This window comes from Candidatus Stoquefichus massiliensis AP9, from assembly GCF_000455285.1.
GTDB classification, from domain to species: Bacteria; Bacillota_I; Bacilli_A; order Erysipelotrichales; family Coprobacillaceae; genus Stoquefichus; species Stoquefichus massiliensis.
In genome coordinates this window covers 92059-114916 of record NZ_HG005285.1, presented here as the reverse complement: position 1 = coordinate 114916, position 22858 = coordinate 92059, and the positions used below count along the sequence as shown (strand labels likewise).

Here is a 22858-nt window from a genome sequence, read left to right as displayed (position 1 = left end):
CTACACAACAACAACGATTGGCTTTACTATTGCACCAAAAATTAATTCATTTGGACGATTACCTGAATTATGTAATCCTAATGTACTTGTGAAATATTTTCTCAAGAATGCGCCGAGCGAACTGATGATGAAAGTGTCACAGTTAGCGACGCAAATTAATACTAAACGTCAAACATTAACAAATGAGCAATATACTTTGGCACAAACAAATATGAATGATGAATTTTTATATTGGGCAAGTGAAGATGTTCATGAAGGATTGGTTGGATTGATTGCTGGAAAATATACACGAACATATGAGAAACCTAGTTTTGTTATGCATTATGATAAGAAAGCAGGAATTTATAAGGGAAGTGCAAGAAGTGTTGAGGGTTTTTCATTACATGAATTCTTTACTTCTCATAGTGAACATTTTGTAGCTTATGGAGGGCATTCTTTAGCAGGTGGATTTACCATTGATGAAAAACATTTTGAGACTGTTTATCATTGTATTGAAGAAAAATTAAAGGATGTTAATCTTCAGTCAACAGCTTCTGTTTTGTTAATTGATGAGAATGATTTAAGTATTGATAATATTGAATCATTATCTTTGTTAGAACCTTTTGGAATGAGTAATGAGGAACCATTATATTTATTAAAAGATGCTCCAGTTGAAAAACTTTATCAATTAAGTCAAGGTAAGCATTTAAAGTTAGATATTCTTTTTTCTAAAGTAAAACTATCTGCTTTATATTTTCAGCATGGGGATCTTTTTGAACAATTACAAAATCAAAAAATAGTGAATTTAATAGGGACATTAAGTATTAATGAATTTAGAAATCAAAAAAGTATTAATTTTATTATTAAAGATATGTTATAGATTCTTTATTAACAAGTGATAATTTGATATAATAAGAAAACAAGGAGGGCTTTATAGCTATGGATTTAAAGAAATATATTGAAGATATTCCTAACTTTCCTGAACCAGGTGTTTTGTTTAGAGATGTGACACCGTTATTAGCAGATCAGGCTGCTTATAAAGAATCAATACGTTTATTAGCTGATTTTGCAAGAGAGAAGAATGTGGATGTTGTTGCAGGACCAGAAGCAAGAGGTTTTTTGTTTGGATGTCCAGTTGCGATTGAATTAAATTGTGGTTTTGTGCCTGTAAGAAAACCAGGGAAATTACCACGTGAGGTTTTGACTCAGTCATATGAATTAGAATATGGAAAAAATGAAATTCAAATGCATAGTGATAGTATTCGACCAGGACAGAATGTTTTGATTGTTGATGATTTGTTGGCAACTGGTGGAACTGTTGATGCGGCTGTATCTTTGATTGAACAAATGGGTGGAAATGTCGTAGGAATTGCTTTTCTTATTGAATTGGTTGATTTAAAGGGAAGAGACCTTTTAGAAGGATATGACGTTTACTCTGTTTTAAAGTATTGATGAGTTATAGTTACATAATATAAATGTATGAGGAGTAAAATAAATATACATGGGTCTATGTATTTTTGTTTTGCTCCTTGTTTTTATTTGAAAAGCTGTTGTTGATTAGATGGAGAGAATATAGTAAAATATAACAAATCAAGAAATAGTTTTGTTATAGAGAATGTAAAGGAGGAAGAAGTATGGAGTATAAAGGAGCACATGATCAGGTAACATTTGAAGATGTTTTAAAAAGCTGTTCAACGTATATTACACAAAAAGAAAGCATTGACCTTATTCAACGTGCTTATGATTTTATCATGATTATGCATGCAAATCAGAAGCGAAAAAGTGGTGAACCTTATACAAACCATTTAATTTGGGTTGCCTATATTTTAACAACTTTACAAACAGGACCAACGACAATTGCAGCTGGATTGCTACATGATGTTATGGAAGATTGTGATGTATCACATGATGAAATGGTAGAACGTTTTGGAGAAGAAATTACTTCACTTGTTGAAGGTGTGACAAAGATTAATAAAATGCCATTTAAAGATGAAGCAGATGTTTATGCTGAAAATCATCGAAAAATATATATTGCAATGGCTAAAGATATACGTGTTATCTTAATTAAATTAGCAGATCGCTTGCATAATATGCGTACCTTACAATATATGCGGCCTGATAAGCAACAAAGAATATCAAGAGAAACATTGGAAGTTTATGCACCCATTGCACATCGTTTGGGAATTAATGATATTCGTATAGAGTTAGAAGATCTTTGTTTAAATTATCTTGATCCTAAAGCCTATCAGGAAATATCTGAATTGCTTGAACAAAAGCGAAGTGAACGTAAGGAATCAGTAGATAAGATGATGGATTCTGTTAAAAATCTATTAGATGAACATCATATTGAATATCGTATTAAAGGTCGAGCAAAGCATATTTATAGTATTTATAAAAAGATGGTTATTAAGCATAAAAGATTTGATGAACTTTATGATTTAAATGCTTTACGTATCATTTTAAAAGATAAAATGAAATGTTATGAAGTCTTAGGAATTATTCATGATTATTATCGTCCTTTGCCTGGACGCTTTAAAGATTATATTGCAATGCCTAAACCAAATATGTATCAGTCATTGCATACTGCAGTAATTGGTGAAAATGGGCATATTTTTGAAATTCAGATTCGAACAGAAGAAATGGATGAATTAGCAGAACGTGGTGTCGCTTCACATTGGCGTTATAAAGAAGGTAAGGATTATTCTTCTAAACAGGAACAAAAGGATATTGTTGATAAATTACAATGGTTAGGTGATTTTATTACATTAAGTGATGAAATTAAAGATGGTGATGCTAAGGAATATTATGATTCGCTAAGACGTGATATATTTGAAGCCAATGTTTATGTGATGACACCACAAGGGAAGATTGTTGAATTACCTAATGGTGCTACACCAATTGACTTTGCATATCGTATTCATACAGAAGTTGGACATCATGCAGTAGGTGCCATTGTCAATAATGTTATGGTACCAATCAATACCAAATTAAAAACTGGTGATGTCTGTGAAATTAAAACAAACAAAAATTCTGGACCAAGTGAAGACTGGTTAAAGTTTGTGAGAACAGCTGGTGCCAGGAATAAAATTAGACAGTATATTTCTAAAAAAGATGCAGAGACACAAAAAGAATTTATTGAAGAGGGTAAGAAATTATTAAAAGAGGAAATTCGTAAACGTGATTTGGATGAAAAAACATATTTAGATCCAGATACTTATAAATCTTATTTTGGTTCATTTGGAGCTAATAATTTTGATGATTTAATGCTTGTGATTGGAAAAAAACAAGCAACTGCATCGACTTTAATTGATAAAGTTTTACCAAATCGTACAGGATTCTTTGATAATCTTTCTAAGATGCTTAAAAAGAACAATAATGCATTAAAGAATCAAAAAAGAACAAGCAGTAGTTTAGGTATTAGTGTTAATGGTGTTGATGGATTAAAGATTCAGTTATCAAAATGCTGTAATCCTATTCCTGGAGATCCAATAGTTGGATATGTTTCTAAAGGGCAGGGAATCAAAGTTCATAGAGCGGATTGTCCTAATTTAAATGGTGCAGAAAAAGGGCGTATTATAGATGTTTATTGGGATTATACGAATATTACAGAAAAACGCTTTCATGTTGATATTGAGATAAATGGACTTGATAGACCAAATCTATTAAATGATATTATTACGGTATTAGGACAAGTCAAAGTTAATATATTGAATATTAATGCAGGAATTAAAGATATGGAAGCTCAAATTAAGTTAACTTTATCAGTTGAAAATGCTGAATTGTTGCAGACAACAATAGATAATCTCAATAAAATACAAGGTATCTATGATATCAAAAGAGTTATTCATTAATCGTTTAAAAGAATCATTTGTAGGGATACTATAAATGATTCTTTTGTCTATTTGTGTTACAATAGTTATAAACTAAAGAAAAGAGGAATAATAATGAAACAATACACTTATATGATGTTAAAACCTGATGCTTTTCAAGATCAACAACAAGAAAAGATTTTAAAGATGATAAAAGATCATGGACTATCTATAGAAGCATCACAAACAGTAGAAGTAACTATGGATGTGATGAAAATATTATTAGAACATTATCATCAAGTGATTGATGAAAAAGGGCCGGATTTTCATTTTCCAGCTCGTTTGTTTAATACTTTCTATTTTCATGGACCACATTACATTATGCCTATGAAAGTCAGTTATGAAGGTGATGAAGATATTATTGCATATTCAAGAAAATTAGTTGGTAAAACAAATCCTGTTGATGCTAAGGAAGGAACAATTCGTGCAACATTTAGCCAAGATAGTTATGAATTAGCTGATAGTGAAAATCGTCTTGTCAATAATGTGATTCATGCTTCTGATTCAATAGAATCTGCACAAAGAGAGTTACAAATTTGGCATGATTATCTCTAAATAACATTTTCAAAATATGAAAATGGAAGGGCTTCCATTTCATAAGAAAATGTGCTATTATATAGATGTAGAAAAGGAAAGGACATGAAAGGAGGTCTTAGAAATGTTAGAAGTGAAAAAAGAAAAATATTTATATGTAAGACCTGCAATCATGGTTAATCTAGATCTTCCAAAAGATTATAGATTAATAAGAGATTTACTACCCCCTAACATACGTTAGGCCTGTAAGTGATAGGCCTTAGATATAAAAAAGTTCATGATATAGTAAAGAAAGATCATGATGGGTGAATGAGAAAGTTCATATCAATTGTTTGTTATGGTAATTTGTTAGTGAAATGTTTAGCATTATAAGTGAAATCTGAAATATGCGAATAAATTTGTTTTATGAATGTATGATGTGAATTTATATAGATAGATGTTTGAGTAATGATGAAGTAGTTGAAGTTATTGATATGAATGAGTAGAAAAAGACATGATGAAATCGCTTTATGGAAAAGATGGAAACATCCTTCATGAGATTATCATTGAATTGAAATGAATGAACAAGTGTTTCTAAGATGTGTAAGAAATATAAAAAAATAAAATGTAAATAGAGATGAACTTGTTAGTGGAATGATATGAAAATGGTAAGCAAATAAATAATGAATATTATTTATGAGATTTATATAAATAAGTCACATAGAAGGTAATATTTCTTCTTTATATAGAGATAGGAGTCAGAAGATTCCTATCTTTTCTTGTTTATCATGTTGATTTTTTGTCAAGAATACATTATAATTCAGATAAGTTCCGATGAAGAAGATTAAATAGTGGAATTTTTAAAGAGATACTGTGGCTGGTGAGAACAGTAAGAGGAAACTATGGGACACTTTGGAGGAGGTTATGAGAGTAACCGTTTATCGCGTTAAGATATAGAGGGCATACAATGTATGAACTAAGGTGGTACCGCGTGAATGAACGTCCTTAGATAAGGACGTTTTTATTGATTTTAAGGAGGAAAAGAGAAATGGCATATAGTGCACCAAGAGGAACAGTTGATATTTTACCTGAGACATCAGGGAAATGGCAGGAATTAGAACAGTTATTAAGAACAATTTGTGCAAATTATAATGTGAAGGAAATGAGAACACCTATTTTTGAACATACTGAATTGTTTTCAAGAGCAGTAGGTGATACAACTGATGTTGTCACAAAAGAAATGTATTCTTTTGCAGATAAGAAAGGACGTTCTATTACTTTACGTCCTGAAGGAACAGCTGGTATTGCAAGAAGTTATGTAGAACATAAATTATTTGCTTTACCTGAAAAACTTCAAAAGTTCTATTATATGGGACCTATGTTTAGATATGAAAGACCACAAAATGGGAGACAAAGACAATTCCATCAGTTTGGAGTTGAAATGATTGGCCTAGAGTCTCCATATGTGGATGTAGAATGTATGGTCATGGCTGTCACTGTTGTGGAAGCATTAGGTTTGAAAGACATTACTTTACATATTAATTCATTAGGTGATGAAGCATCACGTGAGGCTTATAGAGATGCATTAAAGCAACATTTTCAACCTGTGTTAAATGATTTATGTTATGATTGTCAACAACGTTTTGAAAAGAATCCACTACGTATTTTAGATTGTAAGGTAGATAAAGATTATCCAGCTATGAAGGATGCACCACGTACTATTGATTATTTAAGTGATAGTGCTAGAAATCATTTTGATAAAGTTTGTGCATTATTAGATGATTTAGAAATTGATTATGTGATTGATACAAATCTTGTTCGTGGGTTAGATTATTATTCTCATACTGTTTTTGAAGTCATTTCAGATGATCCTAAATTAGGAGCAGGTGCGACTGTTGGAGCTGGTGGAAGATATAGTACTTTAATTAGTGAATTAGGTGGACCAGAAAATCCTGGCGTTGGTTTTGCTTTCGGAATGGAAAGACTTATGATTGCAATGGGGAGTGAATCTGATGAAGAGGATGGTTTGGATGTCTATGTGATGCCACTAGAAACAGAGGCAAAAGATTTAGCAATGCAAATTGTTACAATGCTTCGTGCCAATGGTTTTACTTGTGATATGGATCAGTGTGATCGTGGATTAAAGGGTCAATTTAAATCTGCTGATCGTTTCCATGCACATTTTTCAATGATTATTGGAGATGAAGAAGTGCAAAAAGAAGTCGTGAATATGAAATGTAATCACTCTAAAGAACAAACGGTTGTTCCTTTGGAAGATATTGTTGCATTTATTGAGAATCATTATGAGGGAGGGCATGATCATGAATAGAACACATAATAATGGAGAATTACGTTTATCACATGTTGGTGATAATGTTGAACTGATTGGTTGGGTTGCGAAAAAGAGAAATTTGGGTTCACTTGTTTTTATTGATTTAAGAGATAGATATGGAATCACTCAAATTATATTTGATGAATCTTTTGAAGAGAGATTAAGAGAAGTTAAGAATGAGTATATATTACAAGTGAAAGGGTCTGTTGTTGAAAGATCTTCAAAAAACTCTAAAATACCTACAGGAGATATTGAAGTACAGGTGAGAGACTTTCAGGTTATTAATACTGCTAAATTAACACCAATGATTGTAGCTGATGAAACAGATGCATTAGAAGAAACACGTATGCAATATCGTTATCTTGATTTAAGACGTCCCATGATGCAGGAGAACATCATGATGAGACATAAAATCACACGTTGTATTCGAGAATATTTGGATAATCTTGATTTTATTGACATTGAGACACCTTATTTAAATCGTTCTACTCCTGAAGGAGCAAGAGACTTCTTAGTTCCATCTCGTGTACATAAAGGTGCATTTTATGCATTACCACAATCTCCACAGTTATTTAAACAATTACTTATGGTATCTGGTTTTGAAAAGTATTATCAGATTGCACGTTGTTTTAGAGATGAAGATTTGCGTGCTGATCGCCAAATTGAATTTACACAAGTTGATGTTGAAATGAGTTTCTTATCAACAGATCGAATTCTTGAGATTGGTGAAGGTATGATGGCAAAAGTGATGCATGATGTCAAAGGGATTGATATTGAATTGCCTCTTAGACGTTTAACATGGCATGAAGCTATGGAAAAATATGGAATTGATAAACCTGATACACGTTTTGGATTAGAACTTGTGAATTTAAATGATGTGGTTGCAGGTGTTGATTTTGCAGTGTTTAAGAGTGCGTTAGAAGCTCATGGACATGTTAAAGGAATCAATGTTGAAGGACAGGCACAGGCTTATTCTCGTAAGAAAATTGATCAATTAACAGATTTGGCTAAAACTTATAAAGCGAAAGGATTGGCTTGGTTAAAAGTGACAAATGAAGGTGTTCAAGGACCAATCGCAAAATTCTTTACTGAAGAACAGATGAATCATTTATTAAATGCAATGAATGCTAAAGATAATGATTTATTATTATTTGTGAGTGATGCAAAATATGAAGTTGTTTGTGATGCTTTAGCAGCTATTAGAAATTATTTAGGAAAAGAATTAAAACTTTATGATCCTAATACTTTTGATTTCTTATGGGTTGTTGATTTTCCAATGTTTGAATATGATGATGAAACACAAAGATATTATGCAAAACATCATCCATTTACAAGACCAAAAGATGAAGATATTGATAAACTAGAAACAGATCCTGAAAACTGTTTAGCTGATGCTTATGATATTGTTTTAAATGGTTTTGAATTAGGTGGTGGATCACAAAGAATCTATGAACAAAGTTTGCAAGAAAGAGCATTTAAAGCTTTAGGGTTTACTCAAGAACAAATTGATGCTCAATTTGGATGGTTTGTAGAAGGTTTGCAATATGGAACACCTCCTCATGGTGGATTTGCATTAGGATTAGATAGAATTGTCATGTTATTGTGTGGTTGTGATTCGCTAAGAGATGTGATTGCATTTCCTAAAAATACAAGTGCAACATGTCCGATGTCAAAAGCACCAACAATGGTTGCTGATGCACAATTAGATGAATTAGGAATTGGAGTGATTGAACATGAAGCAAGTCAGAGTGAATAAAGTTCTAAATGAAATGCAATCAAGAGGTATGGACCATTTGATTATCAGTGATCCTAGTTCTATTGATTATTTAACAGGATATAATAATCATCCTGGTGAAAGAATGTTTGTTTTATTGTTGTCGTTAGATGGGCAACATACAATCTTTTTGAATCAATTATTTTATCTAGATCAAGATTTAGATTTAGAAATTGTCTGGTATGCTGATACTGATGATGGTGCTGCTTTGGTTGCTCAACATTTACAAGATGCTCATGTTGTAGGTGTTGATAAAAATTGGGAAGCAAAATTCTTGATGCGTGTTATGGAGTTAGCAAATGAAGAATGCTGTTTTGAGATTGGTTCTATTTGTGTGGATTATGTACGTATGATTAAAGATGATCATGAACAGCAGCTTATGCGTGAGTCAAGTCGAATTAATGATTTAGCAATGGATCAAGTTATTCAATTATGTGCTCAAGGGAACTTAACAGAAATTGAAGTGACAGAAAAAGTCACTGAAATCTTCCAATCACTAGGATGCTCTTCGTTTTCTTTTCCAGCTATTATTGCTTATGGCGCAAATGGGGCAGATGGACATCATGAAGGTGATGGTTCAAAATTAAAACCTGGAGACAGTATTGTGATTGATATGGGTGGCTTGTATCAAGGATATTGTAGTGATATGACTAGAACTGTGTTTTATCAGCAAGTGAGTGATGAACAAAGAAAGGTTTATGAATTGGTTCGTAAGGCCAATGAAACTGCTGAGGCAATGATCAAACCAGGTGTCAAACTTTGTGATATAGATAAAGCGGCAAGAGATGTGATTAGTGAAGCTGGATATGGTGAAAACTTTAATCATCGTTTAGGACATTTTATTGGGAGAGATGTTCATGAATATGGTGATGTTTCTGCTGCTTTTGACATGGAAGTAGAAGAAGGTATGATTTTCTCTATTGAACCAGGAATTTATTTACAAGGTGATTTTGGTGTGAGAGTTGAAGATCTTGTTTTAGTAACAAAAGATGGCTGTGAAGTTTTAAATTCATATACAAAAGATTTATTAGTGATAGGTTAAGGAAGCAGGCTTCCTTTTTCTTTTGGGCATAATTAATAATGCTTTAAGCCAAAATAAAATAAACACGGTTTCCCGTGTTTATGCTCTAGCGTTTGAATTATCTTCAAATTTACGATTTTCCATTTGATCAAAACTGTCATTAGACTGTTGATTTTGATTATAACCTTTATTAAAATTTTTGTTTTGTTTGTTATTTGACTTTTTCTGACTCATTGTTTTCTCCTTTTCTTCTATTGACATTATTAATATGTGTTGTTTCAAAAAAATTATGAAAAAAAGTAAAGAGAAAGCATACATTTTTTTAAAATTGTGCTAGAATAGGAAAGAGGTGACAAAGAATGTATTATTTTATTGGAATTAAAGGTTCAGGAATGGCTTCTTTAGCAACAATTCTTTATGATTTAGGATATGATGTTGCAGGAAGTGATATAGATAAATATATTTTTATAGAAGATGAATTAAGAAAAAGAGGTATTCCTATTTATTCTTTTGATAAGGATAATATTAAGGATGGTTATGATGTGATTGTGGGAAATGCATTTGATGAATCTAATGTAGAAGTGAAAGCAGCTTATGATAATCCTCATGTGAAAACACATACTTATTATGATTTTTTAGGTCAATTGATGAATCAGTACACATCTATTGGGATTGCTGGAACTCATGGTAAAACAACAACAACAGGAATGGCCTATCATTTATTTAAAGACTATGATAAGACTTCTGTGTTGATTGGTGATGGGACAGGACATGCAGTAGAAAACAGTCGTTATTTTATTGCAGAAACATGTGAGTATCAAGATCATTTTTTACATTATTTTCCAACCTATGCTGTCATTAATAATATTGAAATGGATCATGTTGATTACTTTCATTCTATGGATCAATATAAAGAATCTTTTGAAAAATTCGCTAATCAGGTCAAAGATACTGTTGTCGTATGGGGAGATGATCCACATTTACCACATTTAAATTATACAACACGTGTTTTAAAGTTTGGTACAGGTGAACATAATGATATTCTTGCTAAAAATATCATTCATAATGATCATGGACTATCTTTTGATGTTTATATTCATGGTGATTTATTTGGACATTTTGCTTTGCCGTTTTTTGGAATGCATATGTTATATAATTCATTAGCAGTTATTACATTAGGATATTTAGAAAATATGCGTGCGGATTATATTCAGCAGCGTTTATCAACATTTGATGGAGTAAAACGTCGTTATACTGTTAAAGAAGTTGGGCATAATATTTATGTTGATGATTATGCTCATCATCCAACTGCAATTCAGTATGTCATTGAAGCAACGCGTTCACGTTATCCTGGTAAAAAAATCGTTGCTATATTTCAGCCTGATCGTTTTTCAAGAGGATTAAGATTTGCAAAAGAATTTGCTGCATCAATGGATTTAGCAGATTATCCTTTCCTTGTGCATTTTCCAGAAAATGCAAAGAAAGAACCAGGCATTAATATAGATATTTATGAAATTGCCCAATATATTCCACGTGCTCAAGTTATTCATGAAGATGAAGAAGCAGTTAAACAATTGGCACAATATGATAATGTTGTTTATTTGTTTATGAGCAGTAAGGATATTTATAAGTTAGAAGATATGGTTATTGCATATAAAGAATCTCATTAACTGCTGACTTTTAATCATTGGAAATTTATGGTATAATAATATAAAGTCAATGAAAGGAGAACTTATGGACGCAAAATTAGTATGTCTTTGCATTTTAATATTGTCTGGAGCCTTTGCTTTATTAAGTTTAGGATTATTACTTATTAGAATGTCTGGGGCAGTCAAGGAAGCGACTGTATTAATGACTATTTTAGAGACAACTTTAGCAAAAGTGAATCATATTCTAGATGATGTCAATAATAAAATGGATATGTTAAATGCACCTGTTGAATTGGTAAGTGGTTTCTTTTCAAGAGGTGGAATGAAAGCAGGATTGCTTTCTGTATTGGGATTTTTAACTTCTATGTTTAGAAGAAAAAAATAAGAAAAGAAAGGTGAGAGAAAATGAAATTTGGAAAATTTTTAATGGGACTTGGTATAGGGGCTGCTGCTGGATTATTACTTGCTCCTAAAAAAGGTAGTGAATTAAGAGAGGATATTAAAAGAGAATCTTTAAAAGCTTATGATAATTTAAAGAATATGACAAAGGAAGATATAGAAGCTTTACTAGGTCAAACTATTGAAACTGTTAAGAAATCTGTTGATGAATTTGATGTTGATAATTTTAAAGCAACAACAAGAGATAAATTAACAGATTTAGAAAAGAAATTAGAAGAGTTTGCTGCGAAGGTTAAAGATAGTGATCAATACATGCAGGTCAAAGAAAGTGTTGTTGATTTAACTGATAAAGTGAATTCAAAAATTGATGAAGTAAAAACAAAGGTTTTAGATGCTTCAATTGATGATGATTATTTAAATGAATTAGAAGAAGAAATTGATGATGTTGAAGATAAACTTGAAGAAATGATTGAAGAAATCAAAGATTAATTATGGGTAAGAATGTAACAATTTATGACGTTGCTAGAGAAGCAGGTGTTTCTCTAGCAACGGTTTCACGTGTTATTAATGGTTCTAATGTTGTCAAACCTGGAACACGTGATCGTGTTATGGAAGCAATTCAACGTCTGGATTTCAAACCTAATCAAATTGCAAGAGGTCTTGCAACAAGTAAAACAACAACAATCGCTATTGTATTTCCACAATCTTTGTTTGCGCATGTTAAAGATATGATTGGTGGAATTGGTGATACAAGTCGCCGTTTAGATTATAATGTAAGTATTTATACAACTGATGAGATTGGTGACGGTAATCCAATTGAAACAGTTATTGAAAGAGTTGTTAAATCAAGAGCTGATGGTGTTATTCTTTTTAATAATGAAGAAATTGATCAGGAGATTGAATTAGTTAATAAATATAAAATTCCTTCTGTTGTTATAGGTTCACGAGTTTCTAGTGAATATATGGGTTCTATTTTTGTTGATTCAAAGAAGATTGCTTATGATGTTGTTGATGAGTATTTACAAAAAGGCAAAAAAGATATTGTTTTTGTCAGTCCTAGACAAAATCTGATTAAGACAGAAGATTTTATTAAGGGTATTGAAGAGGCTTATCAGCAACATGGAATGGTTTTTGATATAGAATCACAAATGATTCATACTTCTACACATTATGAAAAGAGTTATCCTCAATTCTTAGAATATTTTAAAAATCATCGTCATGATTTGGTTTTAACAGGTTATGATAAAGAAGCCGTTGCAGTTGTTAATGCAGCTGTAGATAATGATATTAAGGTTCCTGATGAAATGGAAGTTATTGGTATGATGAATACAAGTTATGCTTTGATTTGTCGTCCACCACTTACTTCTATTCATGTTCCTGTTTATGATATGGGAGCGTTAGCTGTTCGTTTGCTAACGAAGATATTAAACGAAGAAGAAATTGATCAAAAAGAAGTTCCTGTACAGCATTTATTAATGCCTAGAGGAACAACCAAATAACTTCTATTGATTTAGAAGTTTTTTTGTGAAAGAGGGGAAAAGAATGGATAAGAAAGATTCAGAGACACTACATATATTGAGAGAAAGAAGTCATTTGAGTAGTCGTTTGTTTTTTGAAGGATTATTAGTAGGGGCTTTAGCGGGATTAATTGCAATTATTTATCGTTTGTTATTAACAAATGCTGAAGATGTATATTTTTATTTTATTCATATGGTGCGTGGACATATTATATGGATTTGTTGCTGGTTATTGGGGTTAATTGCAATTGGATTTGTAATATCGTTGTTTTTGAAATATGAACCATATATTTCAGGATCAGGTATTCCACAGGTAGAAGCAGAAGTTCAGGGCGAAATTGATCAATGCTGGTATAAAGTTATTGTTACGAAGATGATTGCTGGAACTTTATGTATTGTTGGTGGCTTATCTTTAGGGCGTGAAGGTCCTAGTATCCAGTTAGGAGCAATGATAGGAAAGGGTGTTTCACGATTCTTTAAACGAATTAAGACAGAAGAACGATTTTTATTAACTTGTGGTGCAGCTGCTGGGTTGTCTGCAGCATTTAATGCACCTTTGGCGGGAATTATGTTTGCTTTAGAAGAAGTTCATAAAAACTTTTCTACAAGTGCTTTGGTATCTGTTATGTGTGCTTCTATAACTGGTGATTTTATTAGTCGTAATGTTTTTGGTTTATCACCATCTCTACATTTTACAATGGAAAATACTTTGCCATTAAATCAATATGGCTGGTTATTGATATTAGGTATTGCAACAGGTTTATTGGGTGCTTTTTATAATAAAATGACAATGACAACCCTTCATTTATATGATCGTATACCACTTTTAAAATCACATCAAAAAGTCATTATTCCTTTATTTATTTCTGGTATTTTAGGTTTGTTTATTCCTGAGGTTATTGGTGGTGGACATGTTCTGGTTAATTATTTAAATAGTCAGAATGTTGTTTTGTCAACATTGATTATCTTACTTGTTGTAAAGTTTATATTTTCAATGTTAAGTTTTGGATCTGGAGCACCAGGAGGAATATTTTTTCCTTTATTGATTTTAGGGAGTCTGATTGGTGCCGTTTTTGGACAATTGGCAATGATGTGTGGTGTTGATGAGATTTATTTTGTTAATTTTATTATTTTTGCCATGGCTGGTTTTTTTGCAGGTATTGTAAGAGCACCAATTACAGGAATTGTTCTTATTGCTGAAATGTGTGGAACATTAAAATTACTTTTACCCATTGCTGCAGTATCATTTATTGCATATATTGTTGCGAATAGTATTGGAAGTGTTCCTATTTATGAAAGTTTATTGCATCGTTTAACAAAAAACAAAGTCTCTGTGGATTATGTAGAAAATAAAGAATTGATTTCCTTTGTTGTGAGTTTAGGAAGTATAGCAGTTGATCAGACAGTCGCTTCATTAAAGTTACCACCACATTGCTTACTTGTATCTATAGTGAGAGGAAAGAGTGAAATTATTCCTCATGGCAATACAAAGTTTTATGTTGGTGATCAAGTTATTATTATTGTTGATCGTTATCGAATAGAGGAATCAAAAGAAGAATTATCTGAAATCTTTACATTTTCATAATTTGTATATATTTTCACATTGATTGAGAGGTTATTTAGCTTATGATAATCGTATCTAAGGTAGGATGCTTAGAATTGACCTATACTTATATTGAAGTCGTGTTATGAAGAATCTTAAGATAAGTATGTTGTTGTTAATATGTTTATTGAGAACTTTAGCGATGTTTGGAAATATCAATATATAAATTCTCATTTATGGCAATTTCAGCATTGCTTTCTATTTGTATTCTATTTATCATGTTTATTTATTTTAATGATAGTTGGTTTTGTTATGGATGTGGGATTTTCACAGGAATAGTTATCTTTGTTTCCTCATTGTAGGACTATTTTCATAATGATAATATCATAGCATATGTTTTTGATAGTGTATTATTTGCCTTTCTGTTTAGTTGCTTTGGATATAAAATTTATCAGAGAAGAAGGGTAACTTGAAATATACATATGTTGAAACCCGTTTTCAAAAATGATATACTATGATTGTAAATACATAATATATGTATTAAAAGCGGTTTTAATGTTCCTATCAAAAACATGACTATAAAGCGGTTGATCATACCAATCAAAAATGGATGTAAAAGAAGGTGATAGAAATATCATCTTTTTGTGTTTGAGGATTAATACAAAGAATAGAAATAAGTTATGTATACATTTAATAATCGCTATAGGCAATTACATATAAGAAGTAGAGGGTTATTTTGATGGAAACAGAAAAAGATATTAGATTATAAAGATAGTTTGTTCTTTAAATATTATTGCAGAAAAGTTGGTGATGAAAGTTTAGATTTTAGAAGGTTTTTGATAAAATACAATACCTATTTCAATACTGATCATATAAGCATAGGCAATGGTGAACCAGTTGCTTTTATATCTACTGACAAGAAAATCATTATGGACATTTTTATCATATATGATGACTATTTTCTAGATCTGGAAATGTAGAGTAGTACTCTTAATATTTATCAAAGCAAGAGATTTTAATATTATCTGTGCAAGAATATAGCTTTACAAATGATAGACAATCAAAAGGATTATCGAAAGATTAAAGAATTTCATTTGATGTTGTTTATCAATCAGGAGCATGAGAAAAACCTAATCAAGAATGGCTCAATTTGATATGAAGAGGGAAGAAAAATCAATAACTGTATTCTAAATATTTATATGGTAAATCTCAAAAATATCAATAGAATCGATAGAAAGAGAAAATTGAGTGAATTTGAAGCAGTTATTTATTTAATGGCAAACAATAATTGAAAAGGTATTGAATATGAAGAAAAGGAAGGGATGATAACTTATATGAAAGTAAATTATGAAGTCTTTGGGTTAGATGTCACAATGATGAAACAGCTGTATAAAATAGATGAATGAATTGATGATTGTATTACATATGATGAATTGATGAAAAGATTTTTGTTTGGAATTGTTATAAATCCATAGGATGAAAATAAACTATTATAGTCGCGATGGGATTATTTAAATATTTTGGTGTTGACTTCAATTGTAAAATCTAATATGATATAAGCAGGCGTTGAAGGAGACAAGTAGTTATATTGATTTGAAATAGAGAGTCTGTGGGTGGTGGAAACAGAACAATAGATATAATGAATACACTCTGGAGCATCTAAGTGCAAAGCTTAGACGGTGGCAACATCGTTATCAATTGAAAGAGTATGCAATAAATGCATAAATAAAGGTGGTACCGCGAGAATTCGTCCTTTGGAGGAATTCTCTTTTTTATTTGAAGGAGGATATTATGAAAATTTATGATGAATTAGTGTGGCGTGGACTAATTAAAGATGTGAGTTCACCCGATTTAGAAGAAAAATTAAATAAGGGTGGAATGACATTTTATATTGGTACTGATCCAACTGGAGATAGTTTGCATATTGGACATTTCTCTTCGTTTTTAATTAGTAAGAGATTAAAAGATGCAGGACATAATCCTATTTTATTAGTTGGTGGTGCAACAGGTTTAATTGGTGATCCTAAACCTGATACAGAAAGACCAATGATTACAAGAGAACAAGTTCAACATAATTTTGATTGTTTAAAGAAACAAGCTCAAGATTTATTTGGATTTGAAGTTGTTAATAATTATGATTGGTCTAAAGATTTAAATTTTATTGATTTCTTAAGAGATTATGGAAAATACTTTAATATTAACTATATGTTAAATAAAGATATTGTGAAAAGAAGATTAGATTTAGGTATTACTTATACAGAATTTTCTTATATGATTATGCAGGCTATGGATTTTTATTGGTTATATGAAAATAAAGATTGTCATATGCAAGTGGCTGGACAAGATCAATGGGGAAACATTACTGCTGGTATTGAATTGATAAGAAAGAAAACTGGAAAAGAAGCTTATGGTTTTACAATGCCTTTATTAACAAAGAGTGATGGAACGAAATTTGGAAAAACAAATGGTCATGCAATCTGGTTAGATAAAAAGAAAACATCGCCATATGAAATGTATCAATTCTTTATTAATTCAGAAGATGAAAAAGTTATTGATTATTTAAAATTCTTAACATTCCTATCAAAAGAAGAAATTGAAGAATTAGCTGAAAAGAACAAGACACAACCTCATTTACGAGAAGCGCATAAAGCACTGGCTAAAGAAGTTATTACATTTATTCATGGTGAAGAAGCTTATCAGGAAGCTTTGGAAATAAGTCAAATGTTGTTTTCTGGAAAAATTCAAAATTTAACACTAGAACAAGTTCAATCATGTTTTAATGGTGTGCCAAGCATTGAAATGGAAGAAGATACACAAATATTAACTGCATTAGTAAAAGTTGGAGCTGCATCATCTAATCGTGAAGCAAGACAATTTGTGACAGGTGGTTCTGTTTTAATTAATGGTGAGAAAATTACTGATGTTGAATTTATCATTCAAAAAGAAAATGCTTTTGGAAAACAGGCAACTGTTATTAGACGTGGTAAGAAAAACTACTATGTGATTAATCATAAATAGGGGAATTATATGAAGAAAATATTAACTTTACTTTTATCATTAGGATTATTATTTGGTTGTTCAACAAATCAAAATTCATCTCATATCAAAGCAAGCAATGGAGATGTTGTTAAGATTAATTATGTTGGGAAACTCAATGGAACTGCATTCCAAGGTGGAAGTGCGGAGGGTGCTTTATTAGAACTTGGTTCAGGAACTTTTATAGATGGATTTGAAGAACAGATTGTAGGAATGCAGTTAGGAAGTTCTCAAACAATAAAAGTGACATTTCCTGCGAATTATGGTTCAGAGGATTTGGCTGGCAAAGAAACAACTTTTGATATAAAACTTTTAAATGTGTATCAAGAAATAACTTCAGAATGTCAAAATGGAGATATTGTGAAGATTGATTTTGTTGGTAAATTAGACGGAACTGCATTTAATGGTGGGACTGGAAACAGTTACTTATTAGAGTTAGGTTCAGGAACATTTATTGATGGATTTGAAGAACAATTAGTTGGAATGCAAGCGACTAAATCAAAAACAATTGAAGTGACATTTCCAAATAACTATGGTTCATCAGAATTGGCTGGAAAAGATGTTACATTTGATGTTGCAGTCAATCATATTTATCGTGAAGCAAAATAAAATGGATAAAATTATCCATTTTTTCTTGTTTGTGGTATACTAGAAAAAGGTGATAAAATGGATGGAATACTATTAATCAATAAAACGGCAGGAATGACAAGTCATGATGTTGTCAATCAAGTCAGAAGATTATTACATACAAAGAAAGTTGGACATTGTGGAACCTTGGATCCCGATGCAACGGGTGTCTTGGTATTATGTATAGGTAAAGCTACAAAAGCTTTACAGTTTTTAATGAGTGAAGAAAAAGAATATATTGCAACACTTTCTTTAGGAAGCAGTACAGATACATATGATAGTAGTGGAACAGTTATTGAAACAAAATCTTTTAACGGCATTGAAAATATTGAAACAATATTACAATCTTTTGTAGGACAACAAAAACAATTGCCACCAATGTATTCAGCGATAAAAGTCAATGGTAAAAAATTATATGAATATGCTAGAAAAGGTGAAACAGTAGAAGTTGAAGCACGAGATATTACAATTCATGAGATAGAATTATTGAAACAAGATAATCATATTTTAACATTGCGTGTAAAATGTTCCAAAGGTACATATATTCGTTCTTTATGTGTTGATATTGCAAGAACTTTTGGCTATCCTGGGCATATGGCGCATTTAGTAAGAAATCAATCTGGACATTTTCGTCTTTCAGATTGTGTAACATTAGATGATGTAGAAAAAGGACAATATCGTTTATTATCATTGGAAGAAGCATTTAAACATTTTCAACATTACATTATAGAGGATGAAAATATTGTTATTCATGGAAAAAAAATGAAAAGTGATATTGATCATCAGGTTGTTGTTGTAAACAAGGAAGGAAAAGTTCTAGCAGTTTATGGACCAGATGGACAAGGATATCTTAAGAGTATAAGAGGGCTATTTTAATGGATGTAATATATTTAAAAGGTCAAAAAGTAAATATAGAAGAACCTATCTGCAGTGCTATTGGTTTTTTTGATGGGATACATGTTGGTCATATGGCATTGGTTGATGAGGTGATAAAAGTGAGTCAGGATAAAGGATATAAACAAGCATTAATGACATTTGATCATTATCCTCTATATGTATTAGGAAAAATATCAGAAGAGAGATATTTAACTTCAATGGATGACCGTATAAGAATACTAGAAGCAAAAGGTTTAGATTATCTTTTTGTGATTGAATTTACAAAAGAAGTTGCTGCTCTATCTCCCGAAGATTTTATTCAAAGATATTTGATTGATTGTCATGTTAAACATGTTGTTTGTGGCTTTGATTTTCGTTTTGGCTGTCATAATTTAGGGGATGTGAATACATTACAGCACTGTTCATTTTTAGATGTTTCTATGATTGAAGAAGTGATTTATAATGGTGAAAAAATTTCTTCATCAAGAATTAGACAGATATTAGAAGATGGAAACATATCAGATATGAATGCTTTATTGGGGCATTTATATACAATTCGAGGAAAAGTGATTCATGGGAGAAGAATTGGACATTCGATAGGCTTTCCTACTGCTAATATAGATTATCAGTCATATTTTTTACCTTGTGGTGGGGTTTATGTAGTCAAAACATATATACAGGATAAATGTTATTTAGGGATGTGTAATATTGGTTATAACCCAACATTTACTGTTTTAGATAAACCATCTCTGGAAGTGAATATATTGGATTTTCATGGAGATATTTATGGAGAAGACATTGCTGTAGAGTTTTATTGTCTAATACGTAAAGAACAAGCTTTTGCATCGCAGGAAGATTTAATTCAACAGTTAACAAAAGATCAAATGTATGTCAGAAAGTATTTTGAGGAAAACTGAAAATACTTTTTTTGTCTTGTTTTCTTTAATTTTATAGAAAGAATATGATAAAATAAAGGAAAGAAAGCAGGGATGAAAATGTTTGGATGGCTCAATGAAAATACAATACAATCAGTTGGTATTGTTTTAGGTGGTCTTGCTATATTTGTTTTTGGTATTAATATGATGAGTGATGCTTTAAAAAGTATAGCAGGAACACGTATTCGTGAATATATTGAAAAATATACAAGAAATCTTTTTATGTCTATTTTGGTTGGAACAATTATTTCTGCCTTGTTACATTCAAGTTCGGCAGTCACTGTGATTTCTATTAGTTTGGTAAGAGCAGGATTGATGGGATTAGAACAGGCAATAGGTATTACGATTGGGGCTAATATTGGGACTTGTGTAACATCAATTATGATAGGTTTGAATATTGAACAATTTGCTTATTATTTTGTGTTTGCGGGTGTAGCTATTATGTTTTTAGCAAAACGTAAGAAGATGACTTATATAGGAAAAGTGTTAACTGGGTTTGGACTTATTTTTGTTGGATTGGAAATGATGAGTAATCAGTTAGTGCTTATTGCCAAGGAACCATGGTTTATGGATTTAATGGTTACACTCGGAAAACAACCTTGGTTTGCATTATTAGGGGCAACAATTGCAACTGCCATTATGCAATCATCAACAGCTATTATTGGCATTGTTCAAAAACTTTATGTCACAGGTGCTTTAACACCTGCAGCTGGAGCAGCCTTTATCTTTGGTGCAAATGTTGGAACATGTATGACTGCTTTAATTGCTGCGTTAGGAGGTTCTATTTCCACTAAACGTGCTGCTTGGTTTCATGCGGTCTATAATGCTCTGGGTGCAATACTTGGAATGCTTCTCCTTATACCATTTGTAGAATTCACAAATTGGTTTAATCAGATTATTAGTGGTGGTCCAGAAATGTATATTGCACAGGCACATTTTATCTTTAACGTTGCTTCCACATTACTTGTTATTCCTTTTGTTGGACAATGTGTAAAATTATTGAAGATATTAATTCCTGGCGAAGATTCAAAAGGTGTAAAGATTGAAAACATTGATGAATTAGATGATCAGCTGATTGAAAAATTCCCTGCTGCAGCTTTGGCAGTTGCTAAAAAGAATACTTTAAGAATGGGAAGAAATGTATTAGAAAATATTAAATTATCTCAACAATACCTTTTATCACACGAACAGGAAGAATATGATGAAGTTTTAGAAGTAGAAGCATTAGTTAATAAATATGATGCTAAATTATCCCAATATCTTTTAAAGATAGCACAACAGCCAACATTATCAAAAGATCAAACGCAAGAATATTATAAAAATTATCAAATTGTCAAACACTTAGAACAAATATCCGATCAAGTGAATAATCTTGTTGATTTTTATAAAATGGTTTATGATGAAAATGGCATATTTTCTCAAGGTGCCATCAATGATTTGCAAAAAATATATGTCTTAATAGAAGATATGTTAAAAGATGCTATGCATATATATGATATAAGAAAAGGAACACGCTTATTAGGACAGTTAAACAATAAGGAAAAACAATTGAATCAATTAGAATTACAATGTCAGCAAAACCATTTTGAAAGAATGTGTCAAAATATTTGCGATAATTCCATTGCTGCTTCTGTTGTTTTAGATATTCTTTCACATATGGAAAGAATAGGAGATATTTCTTTAGATATTGCGAATCGTACATTTGTAGCATATAAGAAACATGAAAATAAGTTTCTTGACCCACAAAAAATTGAAGTTAAATAAAAGAATGAGGAAATAATTTCTCATTCTTTTAAATGATGATGAAGAGCTCCCAATAATTGTGCTTCGTTGTTTAATTGACATGCAGTTATATGAGGTTCATGATGTTCTTCTTTGTAAAGCTTTCTTAGTGATTTGAATTCTTTTTGAATTATTTCTATAAAGAGAGGCTGTTGACTGATAGCTCCACCAATAGAAACACAATCAAGATCAAAAAGATAATCCAAATTATATATCATGACTGCCATGCGACGAGCATACAATCTCAAATGTTCCATTGCTTTTTGACAATCTGGTAATTTTTCAAAAACAATTTTCCCATCATTTTCACAATTTAAGATTTGTGATAAATCATAAACTAATTTCACAGCATTATTCATTTTCCCAAAATTCGTCATCATTTTATAATGTTCATCTATAGGTATTAAGAGACTACCAATTTCTCCTGCCTTATAATGAGCACTGGTGATAATTCTACCATCCAATAAACAAGTACCACCAACTCCAGTTCCTAAAACAATCATAAAACCATTACGTACATGACAAAGACTGCCTTTCCACATTTCACCTATAGTTGCACATTTTGCATCATTTTCTATAGAAACTGGTAAATGACTTAAAGATTCAAGGTCTTGTTTGATAGAACACTTATTTAAAAAAGGCAAAAGAGTAATTGCGTGAATGTAACCATGATCACTATCAATAATACCTGGCATGCTTAAAGCAATGCCCTCAACATCATCTTTTATCAGATTTGTGATGCTTTGATAAAAATCATCACAATTGGTTTTCACAGTTGATAGTTTTCCTTTTTCTAAACATTTTCCAGTATTTGAATAATAACCATATTTAGTGAAAGTACCACCAACATCAACGACTAAATACATAACTATCACTTCCTTGTCTTTATTATTTCATTGAATCCATCATTTGTAAATATATAATTATTAATGTTTTATTGAGTATGTAAAAATGATTTTGAAAAAATTGTCTAATGTTGGTTTTTCTATGCGTTAGATTATGCTAT

Annotated in this window: 19 protein-coding genes and 2 other annotated features; of the genes, 17 read left to right on the top strand and 2 right to left on the bottom strand. The window is 31.1% G+C overall.

Annotated elements, in window-relative coordinates:
• From BN350_RS21220 to BN350_RS02720, 7 genes are all read left to right on the top strand, one after another.
• The coding region (locus BN350_RS21220; RefSeq protein ID WP_044600076.1) for a DHHA1 domain-containing protein at window positions 1-859 on the top strand (859 nt) is incomplete at its 5' end.
• A 59-nt stretch (window positions 860-918) separates the two neighbouring features.
• A complete protein-coding gene (locus BN350_RS02750; RefSeq protein ID WP_028042223.1) occupies window positions 919-1431 on the top strand; it encodes an adenine phosphoribosyltransferase in 513 nt (170 codons plus the stop codon).
• A 182-nt stretch (window positions 1432-1613) separates the two neighbouring features.
• Window positions 1614-3830 carry a RelA/SpoT family protein gene (locus BN350_RS02745; RefSeq protein ID WP_028042222.1) on the top strand — a complete coding sequence of 739 codons (2217 nt, stop codon included), beginning with the start codon at window positions 1614-1616 and terminating at the stop codon, window positions 3828-3830.
• Between the two features lie 93 nt (window positions 3831-3923).
• A complete protein-coding gene (locus BN350_RS02740; RefSeq protein WP_028042221.1) occupies window positions 3924-4403 on the top strand; it encodes a nucleoside-diphosphate kinase in 480 nt (159 codons plus the stop codon).
• A 783-nt stretch (window positions 4404-5186) separates the two neighbouring features.
• Window positions 5187-5371, top strand: a binding site (T-box leader).
• A 38-nt stretch (window positions 5372-5409) separates the two neighbouring features.
• Window positions 5410-6690, top strand: a complete 1281-nt coding sequence (gene hisS / locus BN350_RS02730; protein ID WP_028042220.1) for a histidine--tRNA ligase — start codon at window positions 5410-5412, stop codon at window positions 6688-6690.
• The gene (gene aspS, locus BN350_RS02725; protein ID WP_028042219.1) at window positions 6683-8449 is read left to right on the top strand and encodes an aspartate--tRNA ligase; all 1767 of its coding nucleotides are present in this window, start codon (window positions 6683-6685) and stop codon (window positions 8447-8449) included. The genes hisS and aspS overlap by 8 nt, the downstream gene beginning before the upstream one ends.
• A complete protein-coding gene (locus tag BN350_RS02720; protein ID WP_028042218.1) occupies window positions 8427-9509 on the top strand; it encodes a M24 family metallopeptidase in 1083 nt (360 codons plus the stop codon). The genes aspS and BN350_RS02720 overlap by 23 nt, the downstream gene beginning before the upstream one ends.
• Before the next feature lie 78 nt (window positions 9510-9587).
• Here the strand turns inward: BN350_RS02720 and BN350_RS21610 are convergent, their stop codons facing one another.
• Window positions 9588-9722 carry a hypothetical protein gene (locus BN350_RS21610; protein ID WP_261797083.1) on the bottom strand — a complete coding sequence of 45 codons (135 nt, stop codon included), beginning with the start codon at window positions 9720-9722 and terminating at the stop codon, window positions 9588-9590.
• Window positions 9723-9847: 125 nt separating this feature from the next.
• Here BN350_RS21610 and murC point away from each other — a divergent pair, with 125 nt between their 5' ends.
• From murC to BN350_RS02660, 10 genes are all read left to right on the top strand, one after another.
• Window positions 9848-11158 carry a UDP-N-acetylmuramate--L-alanine ligase gene (gene murC, locus BN350_RS02710; protein WP_028042217.1) on the top strand — a complete coding sequence of 437 codons (1311 nt, stop codon included), beginning with the start codon at window positions 9848-9850 and terminating at the stop codon, window positions 11156-11158.
• A gap of 64 nt (window positions 11159-11222) precedes the next feature.
• The gene (locus BN350_RS02705) at window positions 11223-11522 is read left to right on the top strand and encodes a hypothetical protein (RefSeq protein WP_028042216.1); all 300 of its coding nucleotides are present in this window, start codon (window positions 11223-11225) and stop codon (window positions 11520-11522) included.
• Window positions 11523-11542: 20 nt separating this feature from the next.
• On the top strand, window positions 11543-12025 hold the full coding sequence (locus BN350_RS02700) for a YtxH domain-containing protein (RefSeq protein WP_028042215.1): 483 nt from the start codon (window positions 11543-11545) through the stop codon (window positions 12023-12025).
• Between the two features lie 2 nt (window positions 12026-12027).
• Window positions 12028-13035 carry a LacI family DNA-binding transcriptional regulator gene (locus tag BN350_RS02695; RefSeq protein WP_028042214.1) on the top strand — a complete coding sequence of 336 codons (1008 nt, stop codon included), beginning with the start codon at window positions 12028-12030 and terminating at the stop codon, window positions 13033-13035.
• 43 nt (window positions 13036-13078) lie between these two features.
• Window positions 13079-14638: a ClC family H(+)/Cl(-) exchange transporter gene (locus tag BN350_RS02690; RefSeq protein WP_028042213.1), complete on the top strand. Its 1560-nt coding sequence runs from the start codon at window positions 13079-13081 to the stop codon at window positions 14636-14638.
• A gap of 1515 nt (window positions 14639-16153) precedes the next feature.
• Window positions 16154-16354 (top strand) — a binding site (T-box leader).
• A 33-nt stretch (window positions 16355-16387) separates the two neighbouring features.
• A complete protein-coding gene (gene tyrS / locus BN350_RS02680) occupies window positions 16388-17614 on the top strand; it encodes a tyrosine--tRNA ligase (protein WP_028042212.1) in 1227 nt (408 codons plus the stop codon).
• Window positions 17615-17623: 9 nt separating this feature from the next.
• Window positions 17624-18241 (top strand): FKBP-type peptidyl-prolyl cis-trans isomerase, encoded by a 618-nt coding sequence (locus BN350_RS02675; RefSeq protein WP_028042211.1) that lies wholly within the window; start codon window positions 17624-17626, stop codon window positions 18239-18241.
• 57 nt (window positions 18242-18298) lie between these two features.
• Window positions 18299-19135: a tRNA pseudouridine(55) synthase TruB gene (gene truB, locus BN350_RS02670; protein ID WP_028042210.1), complete on the top strand. Its 837-nt coding sequence runs from the start codon at window positions 18299-18301 to the stop codon at window positions 19133-19135.
• Window positions 19135-20052 (top strand): bifunctional riboflavin kinase/FAD synthetase, encoded by a 918-nt coding sequence (locus tag BN350_RS02665; RefSeq protein ID WP_028042209.1) that lies wholly within the window; start codon window positions 19135-19137, stop codon window positions 20050-20052. Before truB ends, BN350_RS02665 begins: the two co-directional genes overlap by 1 nt.
• A 78-nt stretch (window positions 20053-20130) precedes the next feature.
• A complete protein-coding gene (locus BN350_RS02660; RefSeq protein ID WP_049945492.1) occupies window positions 20131-21834 on the top strand; it encodes a Na/Pi cotransporter family protein in 1704 nt (567 codons plus the stop codon).
• A gap of 20 nt (window positions 21835-21854) precedes the next feature.
• Here the strand turns inward: BN350_RS02660 and BN350_RS02655 are convergent, their stop codons facing one another.
• Complete coding sequence (locus BN350_RS02655) at window positions 21855-22718, bottom strand: ROK family protein (RefSeq protein ID WP_028042207.1); 864 nt, start codon at window positions 22716-22718, stop codon at window positions 21855-21857.
• Between the last annotated feature and the right edge of the window lie 140 nt (window positions 22719-22858).